The 23367-nt window shown below is 35.7% G+C and carries 17 protein-coding genes and 1 pseudogene; 9 read left to right on the forward strand and 9 right to left on the reverse strand.

The window, feature by feature from the left end:
• The first annotated feature begins 66 nt into the window (after positions 1-66).
• Positions 67-657, forward strand: coding sequence for a DUF6624 domain-containing protein (locus tag FW768_RS16660; protein WP_153397327.1), 591 nt, complete (start codon positions 67-69; stop codon positions 655-657).
• Positions 658-1009: 352 nt separating this feature from the next.
• Here the strand turns inward: FW768_RS16660 and FW768_RS16665 are convergent.
• Positions 1010-1330: pseudogene (locus FW768_RS16665) on the reverse strand (IS982 family transposase); the annotation flags it as partial.
• 200 nt (positions 1331-1530) lie between these two features.
• Positions 1531-1920, reverse strand: a complete 390-nt coding sequence (locus FW768_RS16670) for a DUF4293 family protein (protein ID WP_153397329.1) — start codon at positions 1918-1920, stop codon at positions 1531-1533.
• A gap of 144 nt (positions 1921-2064) precedes the next feature.
• On the opposite strand from FW768_RS16670, the gene rho reads away from it, so the two are divergent.
• Positions 2065-3876 (forward strand): transcription termination factor Rho, encoded by a 1812-nt coding sequence (gene rho, locus FW768_RS16675; protein ID WP_153397331.1) that lies wholly within the window; start codon positions 2065-2067, stop codon positions 3874-3876.
• A 154-nt stretch (positions 3877-4030) separates the two neighbouring features.
• Here the strand turns inward: rho and FW768_RS16680 are convergent, their stop codons facing one another.
• Positions 4031-4291 (reverse strand): hypothetical protein, encoded by a 261-nt coding sequence (locus FW768_RS16680; RefSeq protein WP_153397333.1) that lies wholly within the window; start codon positions 4289-4291, stop codon positions 4031-4033.
• A gap of 464 nt (positions 4292-4755) precedes the next feature.
• Entirely contained in the window at positions 4756-4938 is a 183-nt protein-coding gene (locus FW768_RS16685) for a hypothetical protein (protein ID WP_153397335.1), read from the reverse strand.
• A 180-nt stretch (positions 4939-5118) separates the two neighbouring features.
• Between FW768_RS16685 and FW768_RS16690 the strand changes: the two genes are divergently transcribed.
• Complete coding sequence (locus FW768_RS16690; RefSeq protein ID WP_153397337.1) at positions 5119-5715, forward strand: superoxide dismutase; 597 nt, start codon at positions 5119-5121, stop codon at positions 5713-5715.
• Positions 5716-5806: 91 nt separating this feature from the next.
• On the opposite strand, the gene FW768_RS16695 is transcribed toward FW768_RS16690, so the two are convergent.
• Together FW768_RS16695 and FW768_RS16700 are read right to left on the reverse strand one after the other, a co-directional pair.
• A complete protein-coding gene (locus FW768_RS16695) occupies positions 5807-6226 on the reverse strand; it encodes a DUF6146 family protein (RefSeq protein WP_153397339.1) in 420 nt (139 codons plus the stop codon).
• A gap of 52 nt (positions 6227-6278) precedes the next feature.
• Positions 6279-7466, reverse strand: coding sequence for an endonuclease/exonuclease/phosphatase family protein (locus FW768_RS16700; protein WP_153397341.1), 1188 nt, complete (start codon positions 7464-7466; stop codon positions 6279-6281).
• Between the two features lie 247 nt (positions 7467-7713).
• On the opposite strand from FW768_RS16700, the gene FW768_RS16705 reads away from it, so the two are divergent.
• The 6 genes from FW768_RS16705 to FW768_RS16730 all read left to right on the forward strand — a co-directional run bounded on the left by FW768_RS16705 (position 7714) and on the right by FW768_RS16730 (position 21119).
• On the forward strand, positions 7714-10581 hold the full coding sequence (locus tag FW768_RS16705; RefSeq protein ID WP_153397343.1) for a carboxypeptidase-like regulatory domain-containing protein: 2868 nt from the start codon (positions 7714-7716) through the stop codon (positions 10579-10581).
• Between the two features lie 38 nt (positions 10582-10619).
• A complete protein-coding gene (locus FW768_RS16710; RefSeq protein WP_153397345.1) occupies positions 10620-12020 on the forward strand; it encodes a DUF5689 domain-containing protein in 1401 nt (466 codons plus the stop codon).
• Positions 12021-12274: 254 nt separating this feature from the next.
• Positions 12275-13936 (forward strand): T9SS type A sorting domain-containing protein, encoded by a 1662-nt coding sequence (locus FW768_RS16715; protein ID WP_153397347.1) that lies wholly within the window; start codon positions 12275-12277, stop codon positions 13934-13936.
• 4 nt (positions 13937-13940) lie between these two features.
• On the forward strand, positions 13941-17285 hold the full coding sequence (locus tag FW768_RS16720) for a hypothetical protein (protein ID WP_153397350.1): 3345 nt from the start codon (positions 13941-13943) through the stop codon (positions 17283-17285).
• 9 nt (positions 17286-17294) lie between these two features.
• Positions 17295-20768: a DUF6443 domain-containing protein gene (locus tag FW768_RS16725; RefSeq protein ID WP_153397351.1), complete on the forward strand. Its 3474-nt coding sequence runs from the start codon at positions 17295-17297 to the stop codon at positions 20766-20768.
• 99 nt (positions 20769-20867) lie between these two features.
• Positions 20868-21119 carry a hypothetical protein gene (locus FW768_RS16730; protein ID WP_231128712.1) on the forward strand — a complete coding sequence of 84 codons (252 nt, stop codon included), beginning with the start codon at positions 20868-20870 and terminating at the stop codon, positions 21117-21119.
• 180 nt (positions 21120-21299) lie between these two features.
• On the opposite strand, the gene FW768_RS16735 is transcribed toward FW768_RS16730, so the two are convergent.
• From FW768_RS16735 to FW768_RS16745, 3 genes are read right to left on the reverse strand one after another with little or no spacing between them, the layout of a single operon-like run.
• Positions 21300-21770, reverse strand: a complete 471-nt coding sequence (locus tag FW768_RS16735) for a DUF6702 family protein (protein ID WP_231128713.1) — start codon at positions 21768-21770, stop codon at positions 21300-21302.
• 60 nt (positions 21771-21830) lie between these two features.
• Complete coding sequence (locus FW768_RS16740) at positions 21831-22583, reverse strand: LOG family protein (protein WP_153397357.1); 753 nt, start codon at positions 22581-22583, stop codon at positions 21831-21833.
• Positions 22584-22590: 7 nt separating this feature from the next.
• Entirely contained in the window at positions 22591-23304 is a 714-nt protein-coding gene (locus FW768_RS16745; protein WP_153397359.1) for a nucleotidyltransferase family protein, read from the reverse strand.
• Positions 23305-23367 lie beyond the last annotated feature (63 nt).

The raw sequence follows: 23367 nt of genomic DNA on the forward strand, positions 1-23367 counted from the left end.
TATTTTTACAATTAATTTTTAACCAAAAATGGTCAATCTATTTTGGAATATGACACAAAAATAGAAATGAAAATAAAAAAAATATTATTTAGCATATTAACTGCTCTTGTTTTAATGATATCAATATTCCTTTATATGAATAAGGATAAATTTGTCTATGTAGGTTCAGTAGATATTATTGAAGTCGATTGCAGCAAAAAAAATCAAATCTTGAGCGAAGTTTTAGAAAGTGACCAAAAGATTAGAAAATCAAACGAACTCATCAAATACGCTAAAGAAGACCATAGGAATCAAGAATTAGTGATTAGCATTATTGAAAAGTGTGGTATGCCAACATTAAAGGAGGTAGGTCAAAAACAAATGGATGCAATCTGGTTAGGACTGCAACATAGTACTAAAGAAATCAGAAAAAAGTATTTTCCACAAATAGAGAAAGCGGTTGAAAATGGAGACTTATCTAAACAACAATATGCATTGATGAAAGATAGGATTTTAATGGACGAAGGAAACCCCCAAATATATGGTTCACAAATCGAAAATGGTAAATTGTATAAATTAGAAAATCCTGAAACTGTGAACGAAAGAAGAAAAAAAATGGGAATGGAACCAATAGAGGATTATTTAAAGAATTTCAATATTCAGTTCAATCCGAATTAACAACACAACATGTAATCACGTAGACGAATCCGGTCATAATTAAATGGAGTGTGTCTCTCACATAAATTTTATTAAAAAAAACATCAACCTAGAGCAGGATAATAAAAAAATTGTAAATATCCAATGGATAATTTAAATAGAGAATATGAGTCATTTATTATCAAAAAACAGTTGTCCTTAAAAATTATTAAAAATAACCCGTTGTGCGTTTTAAATTATGCTTGACTTTAGATTATTGATTTTTTTGTTTAAATAGTTTTTATTAATAAATTGAACAATTGTAAGAGCTGTAATCTTTGCTAAAACTCTTGTTTTGAATCCTTCAAATGTTTTTGCATAATTCCTTCTTATTACTTTGAAAAACACGGTTCAAAGAACAAACCGAATGAAGTTTGTAGCCATAAAAAGACATTTGCTGTGATGCGCAAAAACCTCTGTTTGGATAACAATACTGTTTATCTTTACATATTTTAGAGCGTGCGCTTCTGGAGATTTTACAGATTTCCAAAGGCATACTGTCGACAATACCCATATATTCGGCAGTCAAGACGAGGCTTACAACCTCTAAATCCTTCATTTTGGGAATACGTCTCTGGTAAGATAAAAGTGTTTCATCTGAAATTTCCCGTAAAACCTCCAAAATTCTTTCGTAATTTGCAATTAAGTTGTTCATTGTAAATGTTTTGTGGTAAAAACAATTTACTGATTTTCAATCGAATGAACAACTTATTTCTTTGTATTCATAATGCACAACGGGTTAATATATATGATAAGAGATCAAAAAGATTGGAGGTTTAAAGTTTAAATTGAAAATGCCCAAATAAAAAAACAGCTCCTTTCGGAACTGTTCTCACTCAAAAAATCGTTGTAAGGCTATCGAAGTCGGTCTACAGATTTTACGAGCCTCTCATCTCTTCGGATGTAAGTGTTTGCAATAAGCAGACAGATCACCGCGATCAATGGGAAAACTGGCTCAATACCCTTCTCAGGAAACTGAATTCCTCCGGATAAGTTGAGTAACCAATACGCCAATACGCCAATCAACAAAACGTTTATAATGATGCTGGTGGTATTCAGCAAAATTTGTCTTTTTCTGTTTTTGAAACTGAAAATACTCAATGCTCCTGCTAAAACAAGCACGATGCAGCTTATATCAATCACCGGAATACTGCCGAAAACAGCAACATCCTGTCCTGAAATAAAAAGGAAAACAGCAGCTAAAACTGCTAATAACGTCCATATGGTCTGTATTCTCTGTAGCATTGAATCTCAAATTCCAGGCAAAAATAATATAAATTTTGCACAATTCAAAAATAAGTGTAGATTTGCATTATACAATGTACTTGAAAACAAAAGTCACCGGACTTACTTTTCTTACTCACAATTAATTACATTTTTACATTAAATATGTTTAACATAGAAACGTTAAGGTCAAAATCCGTAACGGAACTGACTAAAATCTTAAAAGATTTGGGCGTTAAAGTTGCAAGAAACAGCAATGAAAATGATAAGATCTTTGCTATTCTTGACTTTCAGGCTTCTAATCCCAAAGTCTCAAAAGATTATTTCAACGCCACAGAAACCAGTGTGACCACTGAAGAAGCCCCAGCAGAGAAACCTGCAAAAGCCCCAGCGAAAAAAGCGGCCCCAAGAAAAACTGCGGCCAAGCCCAAAGCAGAAGCAAAAGCTCCGTCAGAAAAAGCACCTAAAGCTGAAGAAAAACCAGAAGAAACAGTACCGGTAGTTCAGGAAGTAAAACCGGAAGAACCAAAAGCTGAAACGCCAGCAGTTCCTGAAGAAACACCAGCACAGGCAGCAGCCAAAAAGAAAAGAAAAAGGGTTACCACCAATACAGGTAATACAGAAGCTGCCCCACAGGAAAAGCCTGAAGCTCCAAAAAACACAGAACCCAAAGAATCTGCTCCGTCAGAAGAAAGGCCTAACAACCCTCAGTCTCAGGCCAGACCTCAAAACCAAAGAGGACACAATCATCCGCAAAACAGCGGAAATCAGCATAAAAATCAGAACCAGAACCAGAATCAAAATCAGCACAGGCATGCTGAGAAAGCTGAAGAGCATACCGAACATAAGAAAGAGTTTAGTTTCGACGGTATGGTAAGCATTGAAGGGGTTTTAGAAATCCTTCCCGATAACTACGGGTTCCTGCGTTCATCAGATTTTAGCTATATCTCTTCTCCTGATGATGTGTATGTTTCTACTGCACAGATCAGAAATTATGGTTTGAAAACCGGAGATACGGTTAAAGGAATTGTAAGACTTCCAAAAGAAGGTGAAAAATATTTTTCATTATTAAAACCTACAGAAGTTAACGGCCGTGATCTTGCTTTCATCAAAGACCGTGTCGCTTTTGAATATTTAACTCCGCTTTTCCCTGAAGAGAAATTCAATCTTGCCGGGAACAATTCAACAATGTCAACAAGAATTGTTGATTTGTTTGCCCCAATCGGAAAAGGACAGAGAGCGATGATCGTTGCCCAGCCTAAAACGGGTAAGACCATGCTTCTTAAAGATATTGCGAACTCTATCGCTTCCAATCACCCTGAAGTATATATGATGGTTCTTCTGATTGACGAACGTCCTGAAGAAGTTACCGATATGGAAAGAAGTGTAAATGCAGAAGTTATCGCTTCTACCTTTGATGAAGCTGCAGAAAAGCACGTAAAAGTAGCTAACCTTGTTTTAGCAAAAGCCCAAAGAATGGTAGAATGCGGACATGATGTAGTAATCTTACTGGATTCTATTACCAGACTGGCAAGAGCTTATAATACCGTGACACCTGCATCAGGAAAAGTTCTTTCCGGAGGTGTTGATGCGAATGCCCTTCACAAGCCAAAAAGATTTTTTGGTGCTGCCAGAAAAATTGAAGGCGGAGGTTCATTAACGATTATTGCAACGGCTCTTATCGATACCGGTTCTAAAATGGATGAAGTGATCTTCGAAGAATTCAAAGGAACAGGTAACATGGAGCTTCAGCTAGACAGAAAAATTGCCAACAGAAGAATCTATCCTGCAATTGATCTTGTCTCCTCCAGCACGCGTAGGGATGATCTTCTTCTTGATGAAGTAACTTCCCAAAGAATGTGGATTCTGAGAAAGTACCTTTCTGAAATGAATCCTGTGGAAGCTATGGAATTTGTGAATAAAAACATCAAAGGAACATTGAACAACGAAGAGTTCCTGATGTCTATGAATAAATAAGTTAATTTAATTGTTGTTAAAGAAAAGCACGGAGATCATATGTCTCCGTGCTTTTCTATTTTTTATTGGGATTTAAAATTCCTGTTTCTAAAATAAGTTCATTCGTTTTAGGATTAAATTTATCCGTTGATAATACAGGCATTTTTCCTTTGATCTAATCCTGGTCAGGATGATGGGTATTATTATGAAGGGTTTTCAATTTTTCAATACGAGCCGGCTTTCCATTGATTAATATATTTTTCTGGATAACCTTGATGTAAGGAATATCTTTGTAATACAGATGGTCTTCAGAGCCTTTAAAACGGGGCTTAGAGGCAAAATCAATAATGAATCTGTATTGCTCCAGAAATGAAATTATATTTTTATTCATTTTAATTTTCTTTCCGGGAAATGCCAGAGAGCCTATTGTGATCATTTTGTGGGATTTTAAATCTTCTGCAGTCATAGTAAGCCATGTGTGTTCATATTCTCCCCAGGTGAAATAAGAGTCTTTTTCATTGATATTTTGTGGAAAAGCCTTTCCCGGGATATAGCCATCTTTTTTGATCGTAATGCGGTAGGTTCCCTTGTTCCAGTTAATTGGGTTTCTTACGCTGATGAAGTCTCCTTCTCCGTCAGAGCTGATGAAATAACCGTCAGTTTTTAAAGCATTTCTATCTCGTTCATACCATCTGGAGAAAATTCCGTTGAAAGGAATATAATTATCCTGCTTTCCTGTTTTTGAGCCGATACCATCTCCTTTTGACTGGATACCGCAGTAGATTGGAATGTTGTTAAATTCCAGATTGAAAGGTGCTATATAAAAATAATAATCCTTTGGAACTTCATTGCCAATTTCCAGATCAATGGAAATGGATTCAAAATCTTCAATATCCTCTTTTAAGGTGTAAAAGGAATTAGTGTAGTGAAGGGAGGAAGAAGAATGCTGTCAGGATAAACATTTTGAGATTTCATCGTTTTTTCCGTTTTCTGATTCAGGTCGCTGTCTTCATATTTCTTTTTTAAGTCTTCCTTAGTTTGTGCGGTAAGAGATAAGAATACACAAAGTAGCAGAGAAATCATGATTTTTACTTTTATCAAATACAATTTATGGGGTAAATGTAGAAATAGTTGGGTATAAATTAAAATTTAATTCATTCTAAATCAATATATCAATGTTAAAGATTTATTAAAGTAATCCCCAGTTTTTGATTATAGCTTAAATAATGGCTAAATTTGGATATAACATTAAAAATAAAAATTATGTCATTTGAATTACCAAAATTAGGATATGCTTATGATGCATTGGAACCTACTATTGATGCAAAAACAATGGAGATCCACTATACAAAACATCACCAGGCATATATCGACAATTTAAATAAAGCTATTGAAGGAACTGATCTTGCAGACAAAACAATTGAAGAGATCTGTAAAACAGGAACTGATAAGCCTGCAGTAAGAAATAATGGAGGAGGACACTTCAACCACTCTTTATTCTGGGAAATTCTTACGCCGGGCGGAAGCAAAGAGCCTGTAGGAAATGTAAAAGCAGCTATCGAAAACTACGGAGGTCTTGATAAATTCAAAACTGACTTCTCTGATGCGGCTAAAACAAGATTCGGTTCAGGATGGGCTTGGTTAGTTAAGAATGCTGATGGTTCCGTATCAGTATCTTCTACTCCAAACCAGGATAACCCATTAATGCCTGTTGCAGATGTAAAAGGAACTCCGGTTCTTGGATTAGACGTTTGGGAGCATGCTTATTACCTGAACTACCAGAACAGAAGGCCTGATTATGTTTCTGCTTTCTTTGATGTAGTAAACTGGGATAAAGTAGAGGAATTATTCAACAAATAATTTTTAGCTATTATAAAAATAAAAGGTTCAGAAGCAATTCTGAACCTTTTTTTATGGTTGATCATTTGAATAAAAATGGTTAGCAAATAGATCACCGGGTTACATCACTTCCGGAAAGACCATTCATTTTCAGTTTGTACCGCCAGTTGACATAAGCAAATACCTGATAGAGTTTATACTCAAATTTTATCCCATACTTCTCTTTGGGATCATAATCAATTCCGGATTGTATGATATTCCTATATTTCCCGGAATTGTAGTAAGAATTCCATTCTGTAACCAGAAATGTATTTTTTGTTTTCAGATAAGATTCAGAATACTGACTAATCGGTTTGGCTACTGCATTTACAAAGTAGTCAAACTGAGAATCCATTACGGTAAGTTCCCATTCACCATCTTCATTTTTAGACGGTTTCATTTCAGATTTCTCTTCATTCTTCTTGGGGCTGTCCTGGGAAAAACAGCTTAGAGGAAGACATGAAAACAGGAGAATGATAAGTATGTTTTTCATAATCATGAATTTACATAAAAAAAGCACTCAAAAATGAGTGCCGTTTTATTTTTTATGGTTCTTTCTGCAGAACAACAAAAGCCGGGAAGTGGTCGCTGTATCCGCCGGTGAACTGATCACCGTTCCAGGACCTGAAAGGATAGCCTTTATAATTACCTTCTTTGTTCACCAAATAAGCAGGAGCAAAGATTTCTGCTTTGTAAACAGAATATTCTTTCGTTACCTGATCAGCAATCACATTTTTAGAAACGATGATCTGGTCAAACAGGTTCGGAGCATCCTGATATGCTAAAGAAGCAATCCCTTTTTTGTATAGAGGATACATTAAGTTAAGATACGGTGTCGTTTCGCTTAGATCTTTAGGGCTGGCCACTGCTTTTAAGTGGTTTTTTAAACTCGCACTTACAGGATCATCATTGAAGTCACCCATTGCGAAGAGTTTAGTAGAAGGATCTGCTGCTCTTACGCTGTCCATCTGCTGCTTAAGTAAAGCGGCAGCGGCATTTCTTTTCGGAAGTGAAACTGCTTCACCTCCTCTTCTGGAAGGCCAGTGGTTCATGAAGAAAGCTACTTTTTCATTATCAAGGAATCCGGTTACCACCAGAATATCTCTGGTATATTCTCTTTTTCCCTTCTCATCAAAGATCTTTAATTCTTTCTTTAAAGAGTTGCTTACTGTAAATCTTCTTTTCTGATAAATCAGGGCAACATCAATGCCTCTGTAGTCATAAGAATTGTAATGAACAATTCCGTAATCATATTTTGCCAGGGCAGGCTGCTTGATAAGATCTTCAATTACCTGTCTGTTTTCTACCTCAATAAGTCCTACCACAGCAGGAGCTGTTTTGGTATATTGGGCACCCATTTCAGAAATTACTTTAGCTTCGTTGGCTAGTTTTGCCTTATAGATTTTAGTGTTGTAGTTCTTAGCACTGCTTGGAGTAAACTCTTCTGAACCGCTTTGGTATCGTACGGCTTTTTTACCCTTTAAAGCATCATCGCTCCACGGCCCGTCATGTTTTTCAGCTTCTAAAAACTTGATAGAGTCAAGTGGGATGCTTCTGTGAAAAGCAGGATTGCGGATGTCTTTAGTACCATCAATATAATCTGCTGAACGTATAGTATCCCAAAGGTTTTCTACATTCAAAAAGCCAACAGCAGCCACTTTCCTAAGTTTCCCCTGTTGTGCAAAAGCCATTATTGAAAAAACGATGGCCATAAAACTCATAAATCTCTTCATCCTCTAGAGTATTAAAATTATTTAAACGACAAATTTACCTTTTTTTAATTCATCCCATTTTAAATATTTGTAAATTTAAAACAGTATAAATATAATTCTTTTATATAATGATTCATAAAAGTGTGCAATGTTAAGAAAAAATAATGTTAAAAAAGTTTTAAATTCTAAATTTTGATTAAATTTGTGCCCCCAAGTTTTAAACTGTTGAAAATTAAGAAGAAAAGTATTAAAAAAAATAAATATACTCATGATTAAAAAACTATCATTAGTCTCTTTATTTACTTTACTTCCTGCTTCCTACTATTTTGCGCAGACCACTGTGTTTGCGTATCTTAAGGATGTGGAAGGAAAGCCTGTTGAAAAGGCTGAAGTAGATCTTAAAGGGAGTGAGAATGATGTAACGGCTGATAAAATTGGATACTTCCAGTTTGTAGACCTTCAGCCGGGCCATTACCAAATTGTGATTGCGAAACCAAACTTCGAGACGAAAGTAATGGAGTTTGATGTAGCAGCAGACGAGAAAAGAAAGGATTTAGGGGCTATTACCCTATATTCTGCTCTTACAAGCGCAGATCAAGGTCTGGCTATCATTGAGGGTGATGACGATGATGACGGAACCAGCGGTCAGGCTTCTACAGTAGGATTGTTGCAGTCTTCTCAGGACATCTTCAGCAGAATTGCTGCTTTTGATCTAGGATTTTACTGGTTCCGTCCGAGAGGAATCGACGGAAGAACCGGAGAGTCAATGCTGAATGGAGTTTCCATGTTGAAATCTGATAACGGAAATGTTGATTTCGGAAATTGGGGTGGTCTTAATGAAATTACAAGATATCCTGAGATTTCAGCTAACCATTCTCCGTCTGAATACGCTTTTGGTGGTAATAGCTCTGTGGTTTACAAAAACACAAAAGCTAGTGAGTATAGAAAAGGATTTCAGTTTACACAATCTTTAACCAACAGAAATTACAGAAACAGAACTTCTTTACGTTATTCCTCAGGAATGAACAAAAACGGATGGGCATTCACTGTAATGGGGGCAAGAAGATGGGCTGAAGAAGGGATCCAGGAAGGAACTTTCTATGATGCCTACGGAACTTATTTAGGAATTGAGAAAAAGTTTAATGACAAGCATTCAATGACATTCAACTTTATCGGAGCTCCTTACAGAAGATCTACTGCAAGCCCTAGTACCCAGGAAGTTTATGATTACAGAGGTGTACATTATAGTTCGTATTGGGGATACCAGGATGGAGAACAGAGAAGTGAAAGAGTAAGAAAAGGTTTCCAGCCTATCTTCCAAATTCAGGATTTCTGGAAAATTAATAAAAAATCTTCACTTTGGACTTCCGTTTCTTACCAGTTCGGAAAAGATAAAGGTTCCCGTTTAGACTGGCAGAATGTACAAAACCCTTCTCCGACTTATTACAGAAACCTTCCAAGTTATTATGATTCTTTAAATCCTGATGCTTCAGTGGTAAATGCTGATGGAACAATGACGACAGCGCAGGATGCTTACAGAACATCATTGGCGGCATGGCAGTCAGGAGATCCGAGAGTTACACAGCTGGATTGGGATAAGCTTTACAGAAGAAATATGTCTCAGGCTCCAGGTACTTATTACGGGCAGACAGGTAAAAGAGCTTTATATTATTTAGTAAATGATGTAAGCGATGATAAAATCTGGAATGCAGCCACTCACTTTGTGCATAACTTTACCGATACTACTAAATTCTTATTGAACGTATCTTATCAAAACTATTATTCTGAGCAATACAGAGAGGTAAATGATCTTCTGGGTGCAGATTTTGTACTGAACAGAGATCCATTTGCAGCGACAAACCAGCCAGGAAAATCAGGTTTATTTAATGATGGTGAAGAAAATGTAACCAAGAGAGTAGGAGATAAAATGGGGTATGATTATATTTTCAGAAGACAGGAAGTAAAAGTAAACCCTGGAGTAAAATTCTCAACCGGAAAATTTGATGTATTTGTTTCTGCTATGGCAGGATATTCAACTTCCAACAGAGAAGGCTTATTCAAACATTATCTATACAAAGACTCATTCGGAAAAGGTGGTGATTACAACTACTGGAATTATGGTCTTAAAGGACAGCTTATCTATAAGCTAAACGGAAGAAACTTCTTGGTTTATAACGGAGCTTATTATTCTCAGGCTCCTTATTTAGAAGACTTATTTGTAAACCCAAGAGTTAACGGATCTGTTGCTCCTGGAGTGAAAAATATGGTAGTCAATGCTAATGACCTTAGTTATGTTATTGCTACACCTTTCTTAAAAATGAGATTTACAGGTTTCTTAGTGGATACCGATAACGAAACTACAGTTCAGAGATTCTTTGCAGATGGTATTCCATTAGCAAGCGTTGATGCTGACGGTAACCAAACCAATGTTCAGAGTGCATTCGTTTCTCAGATCATGACTGATGTGAAGAAAAGAAATATGGGCTTGGAATTAGGAGTTGATGTGAAGGTATTGCCTACATTATCCTTACAAGGTCTGGCAAGTATCGGACAATATACGTATCAGAATGATCCTACCACTTATTTTGCTTCAGATGCTGTAGGTGCTTTTGCCAACGGACTTCCTTATACAAGTATGGGAAAAGCTTATATTAAGTCTTACCGTCAGGGAGGAACACCTCAACAGGCATTCTCTCTAGGTTTCCGTTACAATAACCCGAAATACTGGTGGGTAGGTGCTAACTGGAACTATTTTGATGAAAATTATCTTGATCCGGCTGCATTAGTAAGAACAGAATCATTTGTTCAGAATGATAATTCTTCTACACCAATTTACGGCTTAACAGAATCAGAGTTAAGAAGAGTTTTACGACCGAACAAACTCCCTTCTTCTTTCTTCCTGAATGCTAATGCCGGTAAATCCTGGATGATTGGTAAATATTATGTATTACTTTCCGGAACAATAAATAACATTCTGGACAACAGAAAGTATATTACAGGAGGATTCGAGCAGACAAGAAATGCAAAATATACTAGTTTTGCTCAGGATTTTGACAGAGAGTTTACTTTGTTTGCACCAAAATACTGGTATACTCAAGGAAGATCATATTTCGTGAATTTACAGTTTAGATTTTAATCAGGCTATTTAACTACTTTAATTTAAAAATTATCAAAATGAACATAAAGAAATACTTAAGTTCGGTAACAGGAATTGCAGTTGCAGCAATGGCTATTACCTCTTGTGTACAAAAAGATGAGTGGGATACCCCTCCAATTCAGTGTGAGAACAAATTTGCAGCACCAAACATTTCGCTTGCAGATTTTAAAGCTCAGGCACCTGCTACCGGGTTTAAACTCATTGAAACTGATCAGATCTTTGACGGTTATGTGATTTCTTCTGATGAAAGTGGAAACTTCTATAAAACCATTTCTTTCCAGGATAAACCGGAAAACCCAACTGCTGGTCTTCAGATTGAAGTTGACAGATCCAGCAACTATGCTGATTTCCCTGTAGGAGCACATATCAGAATTAATGCTAAAGGTTTAAGATTAGGACTTGACAGAGGAACAGTTAAAATTGGTTCTGTAGACCCTACTTATCCTATCGGAAGAGTTCCTTCTATCTTATTAGGCAGATATATGTCAGGAGTTTGTGGTGGAAACGGGCTTGAGGTTGTTAATATCAAGCCTTTAGAATTAGCCAGCCTTAATGCTGCTAAGAGTGATCAATACATCAATACATTGGTTAAAGTTTCTAATGCTCAGTTCTCTATCAATGATGTATACCCTGTTAACAAAGCATATATTGATTATGTTGGAGGTGCTGGTGTAGATACAGACCGTGGACTGGAAGATGGTGCAGGAGGTTCTGTTACACTGAGAAACTCAGGATTCTTCTCTGAAGGAGCTACTTTATTGCCAACAGGAAACGGAGATATCACTTTCGTAGTAAGCAAATATATTTCTACATGGCAGATGCTCATAAGAAATACTAAAGATGTTAATTTCAAGGGGAGCAGAATTGATGCAACGCCGCCTAAAGGAGGAACTGCAATTGCTTATTCAGGGGCATTTCTTGAAAACTTTGAAAGCTACCCAACTACTCCTACCAACCTTGAGGTATACCCTAAATATGTAAATGATCCTCTGTTAGGAAACAGATATTGGCAGTTGAAAACGTTCGGCGGTAACAAATATATTCAGTTAGGAGCGAATTCAGGTACCGGAAATTATGTAACTTATTTTGCTGTTCCAGTTGACTTTACAGCAGCTAACCAATTTAAATTTGACGTTAACGTTGGATTCTGGAATGGGAATGCTTTAAAAGTATACTATACAACTAACTATACGCCGCTTGGAGATATTACGGCCGCAACAAAAGTAGATATTACGTCTGCCTTTACAATTCCACAAACACCTGCTGGTCCTAACGGTGGTTATGGTACATTAACCCCTGCAGGAACATACGATATTCCTGCTTCATTAACAGGTAACGGATTTATTTTATTTGAATATACCGGAAGTACTGGTGGTGTTACTACAACGATTCAGTTAGATAATATTCAGGCTCTATAATCAATAGATAAGAATATTTTAAATACAAAGACCGTCTTGAAAAAGGCGGTCTTTTTGTTTTTACCCCATCAGATAATTTACAAAAAAATACGACAAGTTTTGTCGTTTCATAGAAATATATTTGCAAAACAAGCATTTATGATTGTATAAAAAACACCACTAAGTGATAAAATTTATAATAATTCTTTTTAATAGGGATTTAATATATGCTAATAAATGTTAATTTTGTAAACATGTAATAAAATAAAAACAAAATGAGAAAACTCTACATGAGTGCATTAGCGATATGCACAACCCTGAGTATATCAGCTCAGGAAATTCTTTGGCAGAAAGACATCAAGTCTTCCACTCAGGATTTTCTTAGCCAGATTACCACTACCATCGATCAGCAGTATCTGATTACCGGAAGTTCTATCCAGACAAAAAACCAACAGCAAGCTGCTGGCAGTCAAAAGCAAAACAACGGTTACGATTTCCATTTGGTTAAACTGAACCAACAGGGAGAAGAGGTCTGGGAAAAATACCTTTCAGGGCAAAATCACGACTATCTTTCCGCTTCTGTTTCTACTCAGGAAGGAGGATTTCTTATCGCAGGAACCTCTTATTCCGGAAAAGGACTGGACAAAAAAGAAGAATCCAAAGGCGGATCAGATATCTGGCTGGTAAGACTGAATGAATTCGGGGATGAATTATGGCAGAAAACTTTAGGAACTGCTTCCGATGAAGAAGCCAGAGCAGTTGTTCAGACTACTGACTTAGGATTCTTTGTAGCAGGGAATATTCAAAACTCTTCCAAAGGTTACGGCTCTAAAGATGCCTGGATCATCAGACTGGATAAAAATGGGAAAGAACTTTCTCAGTTGATCTTAGGCGGAAAAGGACTGGATGAAGTGGAGAAAATGATCCCAACCCGTGATGGCGGCGTATTGTTAGGGATTTATTCAAGAAGTGATAAGACAAATATGAGTAATCAGCAATCAGTAAGGAGTAATGGAGTCTCAACGGGAACTTCAGTTACTCATAATTCATCATCTGCTGAAAAACTAGCAGTATCGGAAGCCATTAGCCAGAAGCCAAAAGCCAGCAGCAATTTCGGTGAAGGCGATTACTGGATTGTGAAGCTGGATAAGAACGGCAAAGTAGAATGGGAAAAGAATTATGGAGGAAAAGGAGATGATCATTTAAGAACATTAGCTTTAATATCCACGGGCTATCTTATCGGCGGAGAATCAAGGTCCGAGAGATCCGGAAACAAAACGGTAGGAATAGAAGAAGGTACTGATCTGTGGCTTATAGCTTTAAATGAAAGAGGAGAAGAACAGTGGCAAAAATCTTACAATTTTAAAAACAGGGATATCCTGATGGGGATGAGTGTGATTCATTCTGCAGATGATAAAACTTCCAAAGGTATTTTACTGGGCGGTTACACCCAGGCAGAAGGCAGAATAGAAAAAGACGATGAAACGTTTTGGATGCTGTATCTGGATCAGGAGGGTAATGAACAGTGGAGAAAATACATCGTAGGAGAAAACCGGAAGAAAGAAGAAAGGCTTTCGGATATTAAACTCAACAGAGATGGTTCTATTATCCTTGCCGGGACCAGTGCAGAAGAACTTGGAAAAGAGAACTGGAAAGTCGTGAAGTTGGGAGACAGTCAGATTGATAAACTGATCCAAAAGCAGGACATCAAGATTTATCCGAATCCAGTCTCCGATTATGCTTATATCGAGATAGGAATGGAATTCAAAGATGCAGATATTCTGGTGTATGATATGGGAGGAAGACAACTTCAGAATATAGAGACGAAGAATAAAGTGACTAAGATCAATACTCAACCACTGGTTCAGGGGGCTTACTTGGTGGTGATCAAGACGGATACGAATAAAACAGCGAATGCAAAACTGATAAAAAAATAAACTAATGAAAAGAATAATTATTTATAAGGTGATAATTATTGGGCTTGGAGTGATATCAATTAATAAATTTAAATCTCAAGCTAATAAGTTTTTAAACCCTAATGGTAGTATTACATTAAATACAAGTAATACAGAAGGCATTTTCTCAACTGCTACAATTAACGAAAGTGAAGGAGTTCCGGATATTAAAATACCTCTTTTTAATATAAAATCAGGAGATATAGAATTTCCTGTAAAATTAGTTTATGATGCTAAGGGTATTAAAACAAACCAAAGAGCATCAAATGTAGGGTTAGGCTGGACGTTATACCTTCCTGCGATTACAAGGCAAATTAATGATGCTAATGATTTTGATGACAACTTATCTGGAACAGGAGGGTATGGACCCAAAAGAGTCGGATATTTCACAAGAACTAAAAATAATGTACTGTATGATTTTGCAAATCATGGCAGAAATGATCTTACTAATATAGATGAAATTCCTGATGAATATACTGCCGTACTTTTAGATGGAGCCAGTTCTTTTTTCTTCGAAAACGAAAATTCATATCAGTTAATGACCAGAAAAAGGATTAAAATATTCCCAACAAAAGAATCTCATGTTGAAATGCAAGGTCCCGATTATATTAACAATGACTTTTATAAGATGTCGATTCTCGATGATAATGGAATAAAGTATGATTTTAATGAAACGGAGGTGTGTAGTTTTGCATTTGCTGAAGATTACTACAATACTCCAGGCTCAATAATGGAGCAGATACCCACTATTTCCAATTGGAAAGTGTCAAAAATCAAAGATACAAGGAATAATGAACTTTTATTTGAATATACTCCTTCACAGTTATATAATGAAGAGAATTATTACAATGCGAGGGAAATAGGTTCTGGTTACTATTCTAAATTGATTGATTTTCAGCATAATATTTATGGTTTAGGTTATTATTATAATATTTTAACACCTTTTCCAAATCAGAACCCTGGTCTTCATTTAAAAGGCTTTTTAGATCCTGGGATGTCACGTTCGCTCCCAATCGCTACAGCACCTACTTATGAATATAAATCTATAACGGAGTCTAAAGCTTATAAAAAACTAAGCGACCTCACAAAAATTAGCTTCAAGGAAGGATATGTGAAGTTTAATTATGATTATACAAGAACTGATACCAAAACGGGAGAGAAGGCTTTAAGCTCTGTTGAACTTTATGATTCTAATAATAAATTAATAAAGAAATATGATTTTGTTTACTCATACTTTGATAATATAGATGTTAATAGTAATATTCCTGGGATAGACAAAACAAAAAGGTTAAGATTAGATAAGGTATTGGATCAAAATAATTTAAGTTATGAATTTAAATATGATAATACACCGCTTCCGAGTTTAAATTCAAAAGCGTTTGATTATGGTGGATATTATAATGGGAGTAATCAGATTGAAAGTTATATTGGAATGCCAGATAATACTTATTATTACCCTAATCAAAAAGAATGGTCACTTCTTCCATTCCGCTTAAATCCAAATGATATTTATGGAAACAGCTATTTTAATGAACACATTATAGAATATGCTAACGGTGTCGGAGGGATTACAAGAGAACCCAATGAAGTTTTTGCGAAAGCAGGTATATTGACAGATATTGTTTATCCGACAAAAGGGATTCAAAATTTTGAATATGAGTCAAATGAATTTAAGATTTTCGAAAAAGTCCAGACAGCTCCAGGCTTAAGAATAAAGAAAATTAATTTTAAAGAAGGAAATGGTACATTAAAGAGCATAAATTATAAATATACTGATGAGAATGGATTTAGCTCTGGTACTATGCTGAAACCTCCTTATATAGGTTATCCCAAAACTCAACTTTTTAAAGCAGAAAGAATTACTAATAATCAGGACCCTCTATTTGGGACGATTAGCACTGACTATAACGGTCTCCCTAATTTTAATGTTGACAAATTAGGAATGCTTTTTAAAGTTATTGATAGGCCTTCTCAAATAAAAATATATTATAACAGGGTTGAAAAAAGTGAAACAGACAATGGAAAAACTGTTACAGAATATACAAATAATGAAGAGCTTAAAATGGGAACTTCGTGGTATACTCCGGTTTTCAGCCCTTCCACATCGACTCCTCTTGCATATATTTTTCCATATTGGGTAAATGTGAATTTAGCTAGTGGCTTATTTACAACTAGCGGGTATGAATTCCCAGAGTTTTTAGCCACTAATTCTGGATATAGTTTGAGATTCGGAGGTATAATTGATTATTCTAAATTGGGACAAATGGTAAAACAAAAGATATATAATAATACAGGTAATTTACTATTTGAAAATAAAATCAACTATAAATATGTTCATCCCAATTTTCCAATTTCTGCGGACAAATCTTTTTCAAAACCAATATTTAATACTATTCCAAATTCTTTTTTTGGTTCTAATTATATAGGTTTTATATATAATCCACAGGGTACAATCAGCATCAGAAATTATTATGCAGCACAGCTTATAGAGTCAACAGAAGAAACATCATATTTCACATCAGGAAATGTTTATAAAAAGATGTTTTATGAATATTACCTTAATGATCATTCTATGCCGGTGACTCACACTTATCAGGTAGACCCGACAGGTTTTATCAAAGGAAACCTGTTTAAATTTCAAAAATTTGATGATCCAAATGTTATTAACAATAACCTTACAACACAGATTGTTGGGCAGGCAACTTTTGCTGGAAAAGATATATTGGATGATTACAATAGACCATATATGTCTAATGATATGTATGAAACAGTATATTCATCAGATGCCACTACTAATGGCCTTTTTCTTCCAAAATCCGAAATCCATATTAAAAGACCTAATTTCAATACAGCTGAAGTATCAAATATTTTGAAAAAATATAATTTATATGATAATAAGGGGAATATTTTGGACTATAATGAAGGAGAAGAAGGAGTTCCAATTACTACCATATGGGGGTATAACCAGACATTACCCATTGCTAAAATAGAAGGTATTAAATATACTGATCTAATGCAGTTATTAGGGATGTCAACCTCTTCTACTGGATACCTGAATCTTGAAATTGTGACAAAATCAAACTCAGATGTGGATCAGGGATCTGAAGCAGACTTGATGAATAGTTTGGATGGATTTAGAAATAATGCAGCTATGAAAAATTATAAAATAACAACCTATACCTACGATCCCCTCATCGGTGTAAAAAGTATAACTACACCATCAGGTTTCAGAGAAGTTTATATTTATAATTCAATGAATAAGCTGAAGGAAGTCAGAGAAAATACTGTAAATGGAAATATTCTTAAAGAATATCAATACAACTATAAATAATGCCGGATTATGAAAAAATTAATACTAATACAGATATTGTTGTTGGTCAGTTTTTTTAATTCACAAACAACGACAGAAAACTTTATACAGACCAGAAAATACCTTGATCCGGTTGTTGCTACAAACGGAAGTGCAAAACAGAGCCAGGTAGTACAGTATTTTGATGGTTTAGGAAGGCCAAAACAAATAGTAGACGTGAAGGCTTCTCCAACAACTAAAGATATTGTGACCCATATTGAATATGATAACTTTGGAAGACAGACGAAAAATTATCTGCCAATACCACAATCTGCGACATCTAATGGAGCTATCTATTCTTCTCCTTTATCCGCATCTTCTTCAGCTTATGGAGGTGAGAAAATTTTCTCTGAAAAAATACTTGAAAGTTCACCTCTAGATAGAGTTTTACAAGAAGTTCAGGTTGGAAATGACTGGACATCACATCCTGTAAATTATCAGTACGATACAAATAGTTCTGGAGATTATGTAAGGAAATATGAAGTGATTACTACTTGGGATAACATTAATAAGATATTTTTGAACTCTGTACAATTGCTTCAATATTATCAACCCAATGAACTCTATAAAAGCTCTGTAAAAGATGAAGATCAAAATGAAACAATAACATTTAAAAATAAATATGGTCAGAAAGTATTGATAAGGAAAGTTTTGAATGCTTCAGAAAATGCAGATACCTATTATGTTTATAATGATTCAGATCAATTGGTATTCGTAATTCCGCCTTTAGCTTCAGCTCCTACTGTAGAAGCCGTAACAGTAGAAAATCTCTATTATCAATACCGTTATGACATTAAGAATCGGTTAGTAGAAAAGAAACTTCCGGGTAAAGGCTGGGAATATATGGTATATGACAAATCAGACCGGTTAGTCCTTACTCAGGATGTTAACTTAGAGCAGAAAAATGAATGGCTGCTTACCAAGTATGATCCCTATGGCCGGGTTGCTTATACGGCTGTCATTGCAGGGGGCAGTAGGAGTAGTATGCAGTCTCAGGCAGGTCCTAATTTAATTATGGAAAAGAGGCATTCCGGAGGGTTCACTCAGGATGGGATGCAGGTGCAATATACCAATGATTATTTTCATGTTCTTAAAAAAGTATTGAGTGTCAATTATTATGACAGCTACCCACAGTATAGCTTCAATCCCTCTTTTCCATCCACTATTGAAGGAGAACCTGTTTTAACAGATACCTATTCTCAGAATGGCAAAAGCACAAATGGACTTTCTGTGATGAGCCTGCTAAAGAATATCGAAGATGATAACTGGACTAAGAATTATTATTATTATGATACCAGAGGAAGAGCTATTGGTTCTCATTCTATCAACCATCTGGAAGGATATACCCATAGCGAATCTAAGCTGGATTTTACAGGAATTGTTCAGAAAACGGTCACAAGGCATAAAAGACTGAGTTCCGACGCTGAAAGAGTAATTACAGAAAATTTCACGTATGACCATCAGAACAGGTTATTAGTTCATAAACACCAGATTGATAATAACCCTGAAGAAATTCTGGCTCAGAACAGCTATAATGAACTATCTCAGCTGGAAACCAAGAAGGTTGGGGGAACTAGTGCGGGATCACCGTTACAGACCATCAACTATCAGTATAATATCAGGGGCTGGATGAAACAGATCAATGATCCTACGAATTTAGGAAATGATCTGTTTGGTTATAAGATTAAATATAATCAGATAGAAGGACTGGAAACCCCTAATACAGACTTTCCTAACCTCAAAGTAAAACCAAGATTCAATGGAAATATTGCCGAAGTAGACTGGAGAACCAAAACAGATCCAAATGACTATTTGAGAAGATATGGTTATGTTTATGATAACCTGAATAGGCTATCCGCAGGTTTTTATCAAAAGGACAATAATCCGTCTGCAAAAGAATATTTTGAGAAAATGGATTACGATCTTAACGGAAATATTACCAGCCTTAAAAGATCTTCTGCTTTAAATGGAAACACTACTGCGGCTCTTATAAATAATATGAATTATACATATGAAGGAAACAAGCTTATTTCAGTAAATGATGTTGTACCGAATTTTCAGGGATATTTAGGAGGCATCATTAAGTATGATAATAATGGTAATATGACTGAAAGTACAGATAAAAAAATTAAAATCACATATAACCTCTATAACCTTCCATCTGTCATTTCCAACAATACCGGAAAATCTAGTTTTTCTTCAAATTATATTTATAGAGCTGATGGAGTAAAGGTTAGAAAGGAAATTATTTCGAACATTGGTGGAAGGGTCATTGATTATCTTGATGGGTTCCAATATCAGCCAGATATGGTAATATGCATAAACTGTCCGTTTCCTCCTTCTGAACTTCAATTTGTTTCAACTTCAGAAGGTTACTTTGATTTTAGGAAAAATAAGTATATTTACAATTACACCGATCATCTTGGAAATATAAGACTAAGTTATATGGGAGGAGAATCCGGAATAGAGGTTATTGAAGAAAGTAACTATTACCCTTTTGGATTACAACATATAGGCTATAATAGTTTAGACGGAAATCCGACCTACCAATATAAATATAATGGAAAAGAACTTCAGACAGAAACAGGAATGTACGATTATGGCGCAAGATTCTATATGCCTGACTTGGGAAGATGGGGTGTAATAGATCCACTAGCAGAAAAGTCTAGAAGATTTTCACCTTATAATTATGCGGCAAATAACCCTGTCAGGTTTATTGATCCAGATGGAAGATCAGAAGAGGACTGGTTTAGAAATTCGTTAGGACAAATGGAGTTTAGAGATGATATAAGAAGTCAGCAAGACTTAGATGACAAAGGTATAAATGGGACGTATGTGGGTGAAACCTGGCAGGATGGAGATCTATATTATGCCGCAGATGGATGGATTTATGCCGATTCTGCGGAAGGGGAAGGAAAAGCTATTGCTAATGGAAGAGTTACTGATGTGGGTGAAATAGTTTTATATTCAAAAAAAGCTATAGCTGAAAGAAACTTAGAAGATTCTCGTAGGCGTTTAGGAGAAGCTGAAAATGATTTTTGGGGCCGTTATGCAGTAGGCTTTACCCTAGGAGGAAGCCTGGCAAATTTTACGGGAAGTGTAACTATGGCCTATAATTTAGGTTCTGGAACAGTTAATTTTTTTGGAACATATGGAACACAAAATATACCTAGTATAGGAATAGGAACGCAAATTAATTTTATGAATGCTTATGGAAAAACTTCCGATGGTAAAAATTTCAAAGATGTTTTTGGTGGTATGGTTGGTAATTCTAAGGCTTACTCTGGTGCTTATGGGATAGGTGTTGAACATAGTAGAAGTTCTAATGAATATGGTGATTTTTCTCCTTCTGGAACAGCAACTACAAGTATAAGCCTTAAATTGGGATATGGTGGGGCAAGGGCCGATACTAATACATATAATCTTAGTAAGATGTATTACGGCTTTACCCCTCAATTTGATTAATTTCATATAAAGATGCTCATGAAAATATCATTAACTTATATTTTTATATTTTTTCTATTCTGTTCTTGTAAGAAAGTTGACTGTTCAAAATATACTGAGATGATTTCTCAAGAAGAGTGTAATGTTGTTGTAGATATAGCCCCAACTAATTCTGTTTGGTTTAAAATCAAAGGATATGATCCGGTCACACATGATCTTAAAGTTTCGGAAACAAGTAACAGATGGTGGAACTTATATGCGGATGAAATAGAAATTGGAGATACAGTTGTCAAAAAGAGAGGAGAACTGACTTTTAATATTCATAAAAAAGATACTGTTATCATTCATAAATGGAAATGTTATGAAAATTAATTGTTAGAAAATTCCCTGCTCCTGCACGAATCCTTTCGTATAGTACACAAAAATCAGCCCTCGCAACTTGCGAGGGTTTTTATGTTATCAATTGCGGTCTTTTTTAGTATGAAATCTATCCCAACTCCACAAAAAAACCACCGCATCAGCAGTGGTTATATTTTAAATTGTTCTGTTTGTTTAGAACGATACTTCATTCACTTCCTTGCCCCGCTGGAAACTCATTACTTTCTGGCTTCCTTTGTAAGAAACACTAACTACGTTGTTCTGCTTCGGGAAAGAACTTAAAAGGATCGTGTTTTTAATCTTTAAGGTATTGATGTCTGAAACGCCTCCGGTTTCAAAGTATACCCATACAGTTTCTCCACTGACCTGACTTCCGGTGAAGGTAATCGTTTTCGGAGCCCCATTAACGTACACATCAAAATTATTGTTCACATATTTTTTTACTTCTGCTTCAAACCCAGCCGTGTTCGGATTGATTTTAATAGCATCAGAGATATGGTTGGTATTCATTTTTGTGGTAAACTTCAATGTTTTGCTTCCGTCGATATAATCCACTTTGGTCATTGAAGAGAAAAAGTCTACATACATAAAACTCATTAACACAAAAAATGTTAAAATTCCTGATATATATAAAAGTTTTTTCATCTTAATTAATAGATTTACAATCATACTTGCTTATTATATAAGTCACAAATAATATGCCAATTAAAAATTAACATTCACAGAATACTTATCATAAAATGCTTTGATGTGAGCAACAGCTTCATCTGCAGTGTCTACGACTCTGTACAGGTCAAGATCGTCAGCTGCGATCATTCCTTCTTCCAGCAGGGTTGCTTTGAACCAATCCAGCAGACCGTCCCAAAATTTGCTTCCTACAAGAACAATAGGGAACTTTCCTATTTTATTAGTCTGAATAAGGGTCATTGCTTCCGTAAGCTCATCCAGGGTTCCAAAACCGCCCGGCATCACCACAAAACCTTGAGAATACTTTACAAACATTACTTTTCGTACGAAAAAGTAATCAAAGTTCATAGAGTATGATTTATTGATATACGGGTTAAAATGCTGTTCAAACGGCAGATCAATATTAAGCCCTATGGATCTTCCCTCAGCATTGAAAGCACCTTTATTTCCTGCTTCCATAATCCCCGGTCCGCCTCCGGTAATGATTCCGAAGCCCAGTTTGGTGATCTTTTCAGCAATTTCTACCGCCATTTCGTAATACGGGCTTTCCGGTTTCAATCTTGCAGAACCGAATATGGATACACACGGGCCTATTTTAGCCAGTTTTTCATAGCCATCAACAAATTCTGCCATTACTTTGAAAACCATCCAGCTGTCTTTGGTAATGGTTTCGTCCCAGGTTTTCTGTCTGAGACTATTGTGTAGTTTTGTTTCGTTAATATCAAGTTCCGGATTTACTAAACTCTCATCCCTGGTTCCATCTATTTCCATTGCAAAATTATTTAAAATGTTTTTCGGCTTCTATTACAGATTCTGGTCTTCCTACATCCACCAGGATGCTGTCATGTACAAAACCGTGAATATGTTCGGTTTGCATGAGGTCAAGATACTCTTCCATAACAGAGAATTTGCCGGTTCTTTTTATTTTTTCAAAGATAACGGGGTTGATACAGTGAATGCCGCTGAAGGCAAGAGCTTTGAAACCTTTGTTGAATTCCGCAAGTCTCTGTTCTCCGGTCTGTACATTCAGCCAGCCTCTCAAAACCATATCATCATTGAAAAGAAGTTTTCTCGAACTTTCACGGTCCGAAACCGCTAATGTAGCAAAATCTTTTATCTTTTTGTGGTATTCTACCAGCGCATTGATATTGATTTCCGTTAAAATATCAGCATTCATGATCAGAAAATCTTCCCCGTGATCGAGGAATTTTCTAGCAAAAATCAAGCCGCCTCCTGTTTCCAGCAGCTCTTCTCTTTCATCAGAGATTTCAATGCTGCATCCGAAATTACTGTTTTTATGTAAAAAGTCAACAATCTGATCCCCAAAATGATGAATGTTAATCACAAAATCGGTAATTCCGAAACTTTTCAGGTATTGGATATTCCTTTCTAAAAGTGGTATGCCGTTTACTTTAGCCAAAGCTTTTGGATGATGATCTGTAAAAGGTTTCAGTCTTGTGCCTTTTCCTGCTGCGAAAATGAGAGCTTTCATATAGTATGGGTAATAAGTGATGGGTAATAGGTCATGAATAATCGTAAGTAAAATTACTTATTG

The organism is Chryseobacterium vaccae (assembly GCF_009602705.1).
Taxonomy (GTDB): domain Bacteria; phylum Bacteroidota; class Bacteroidia; order Flavobacteriales; family Weeksellaceae; genus Chryseobacterium; species Chryseobacterium vaccae.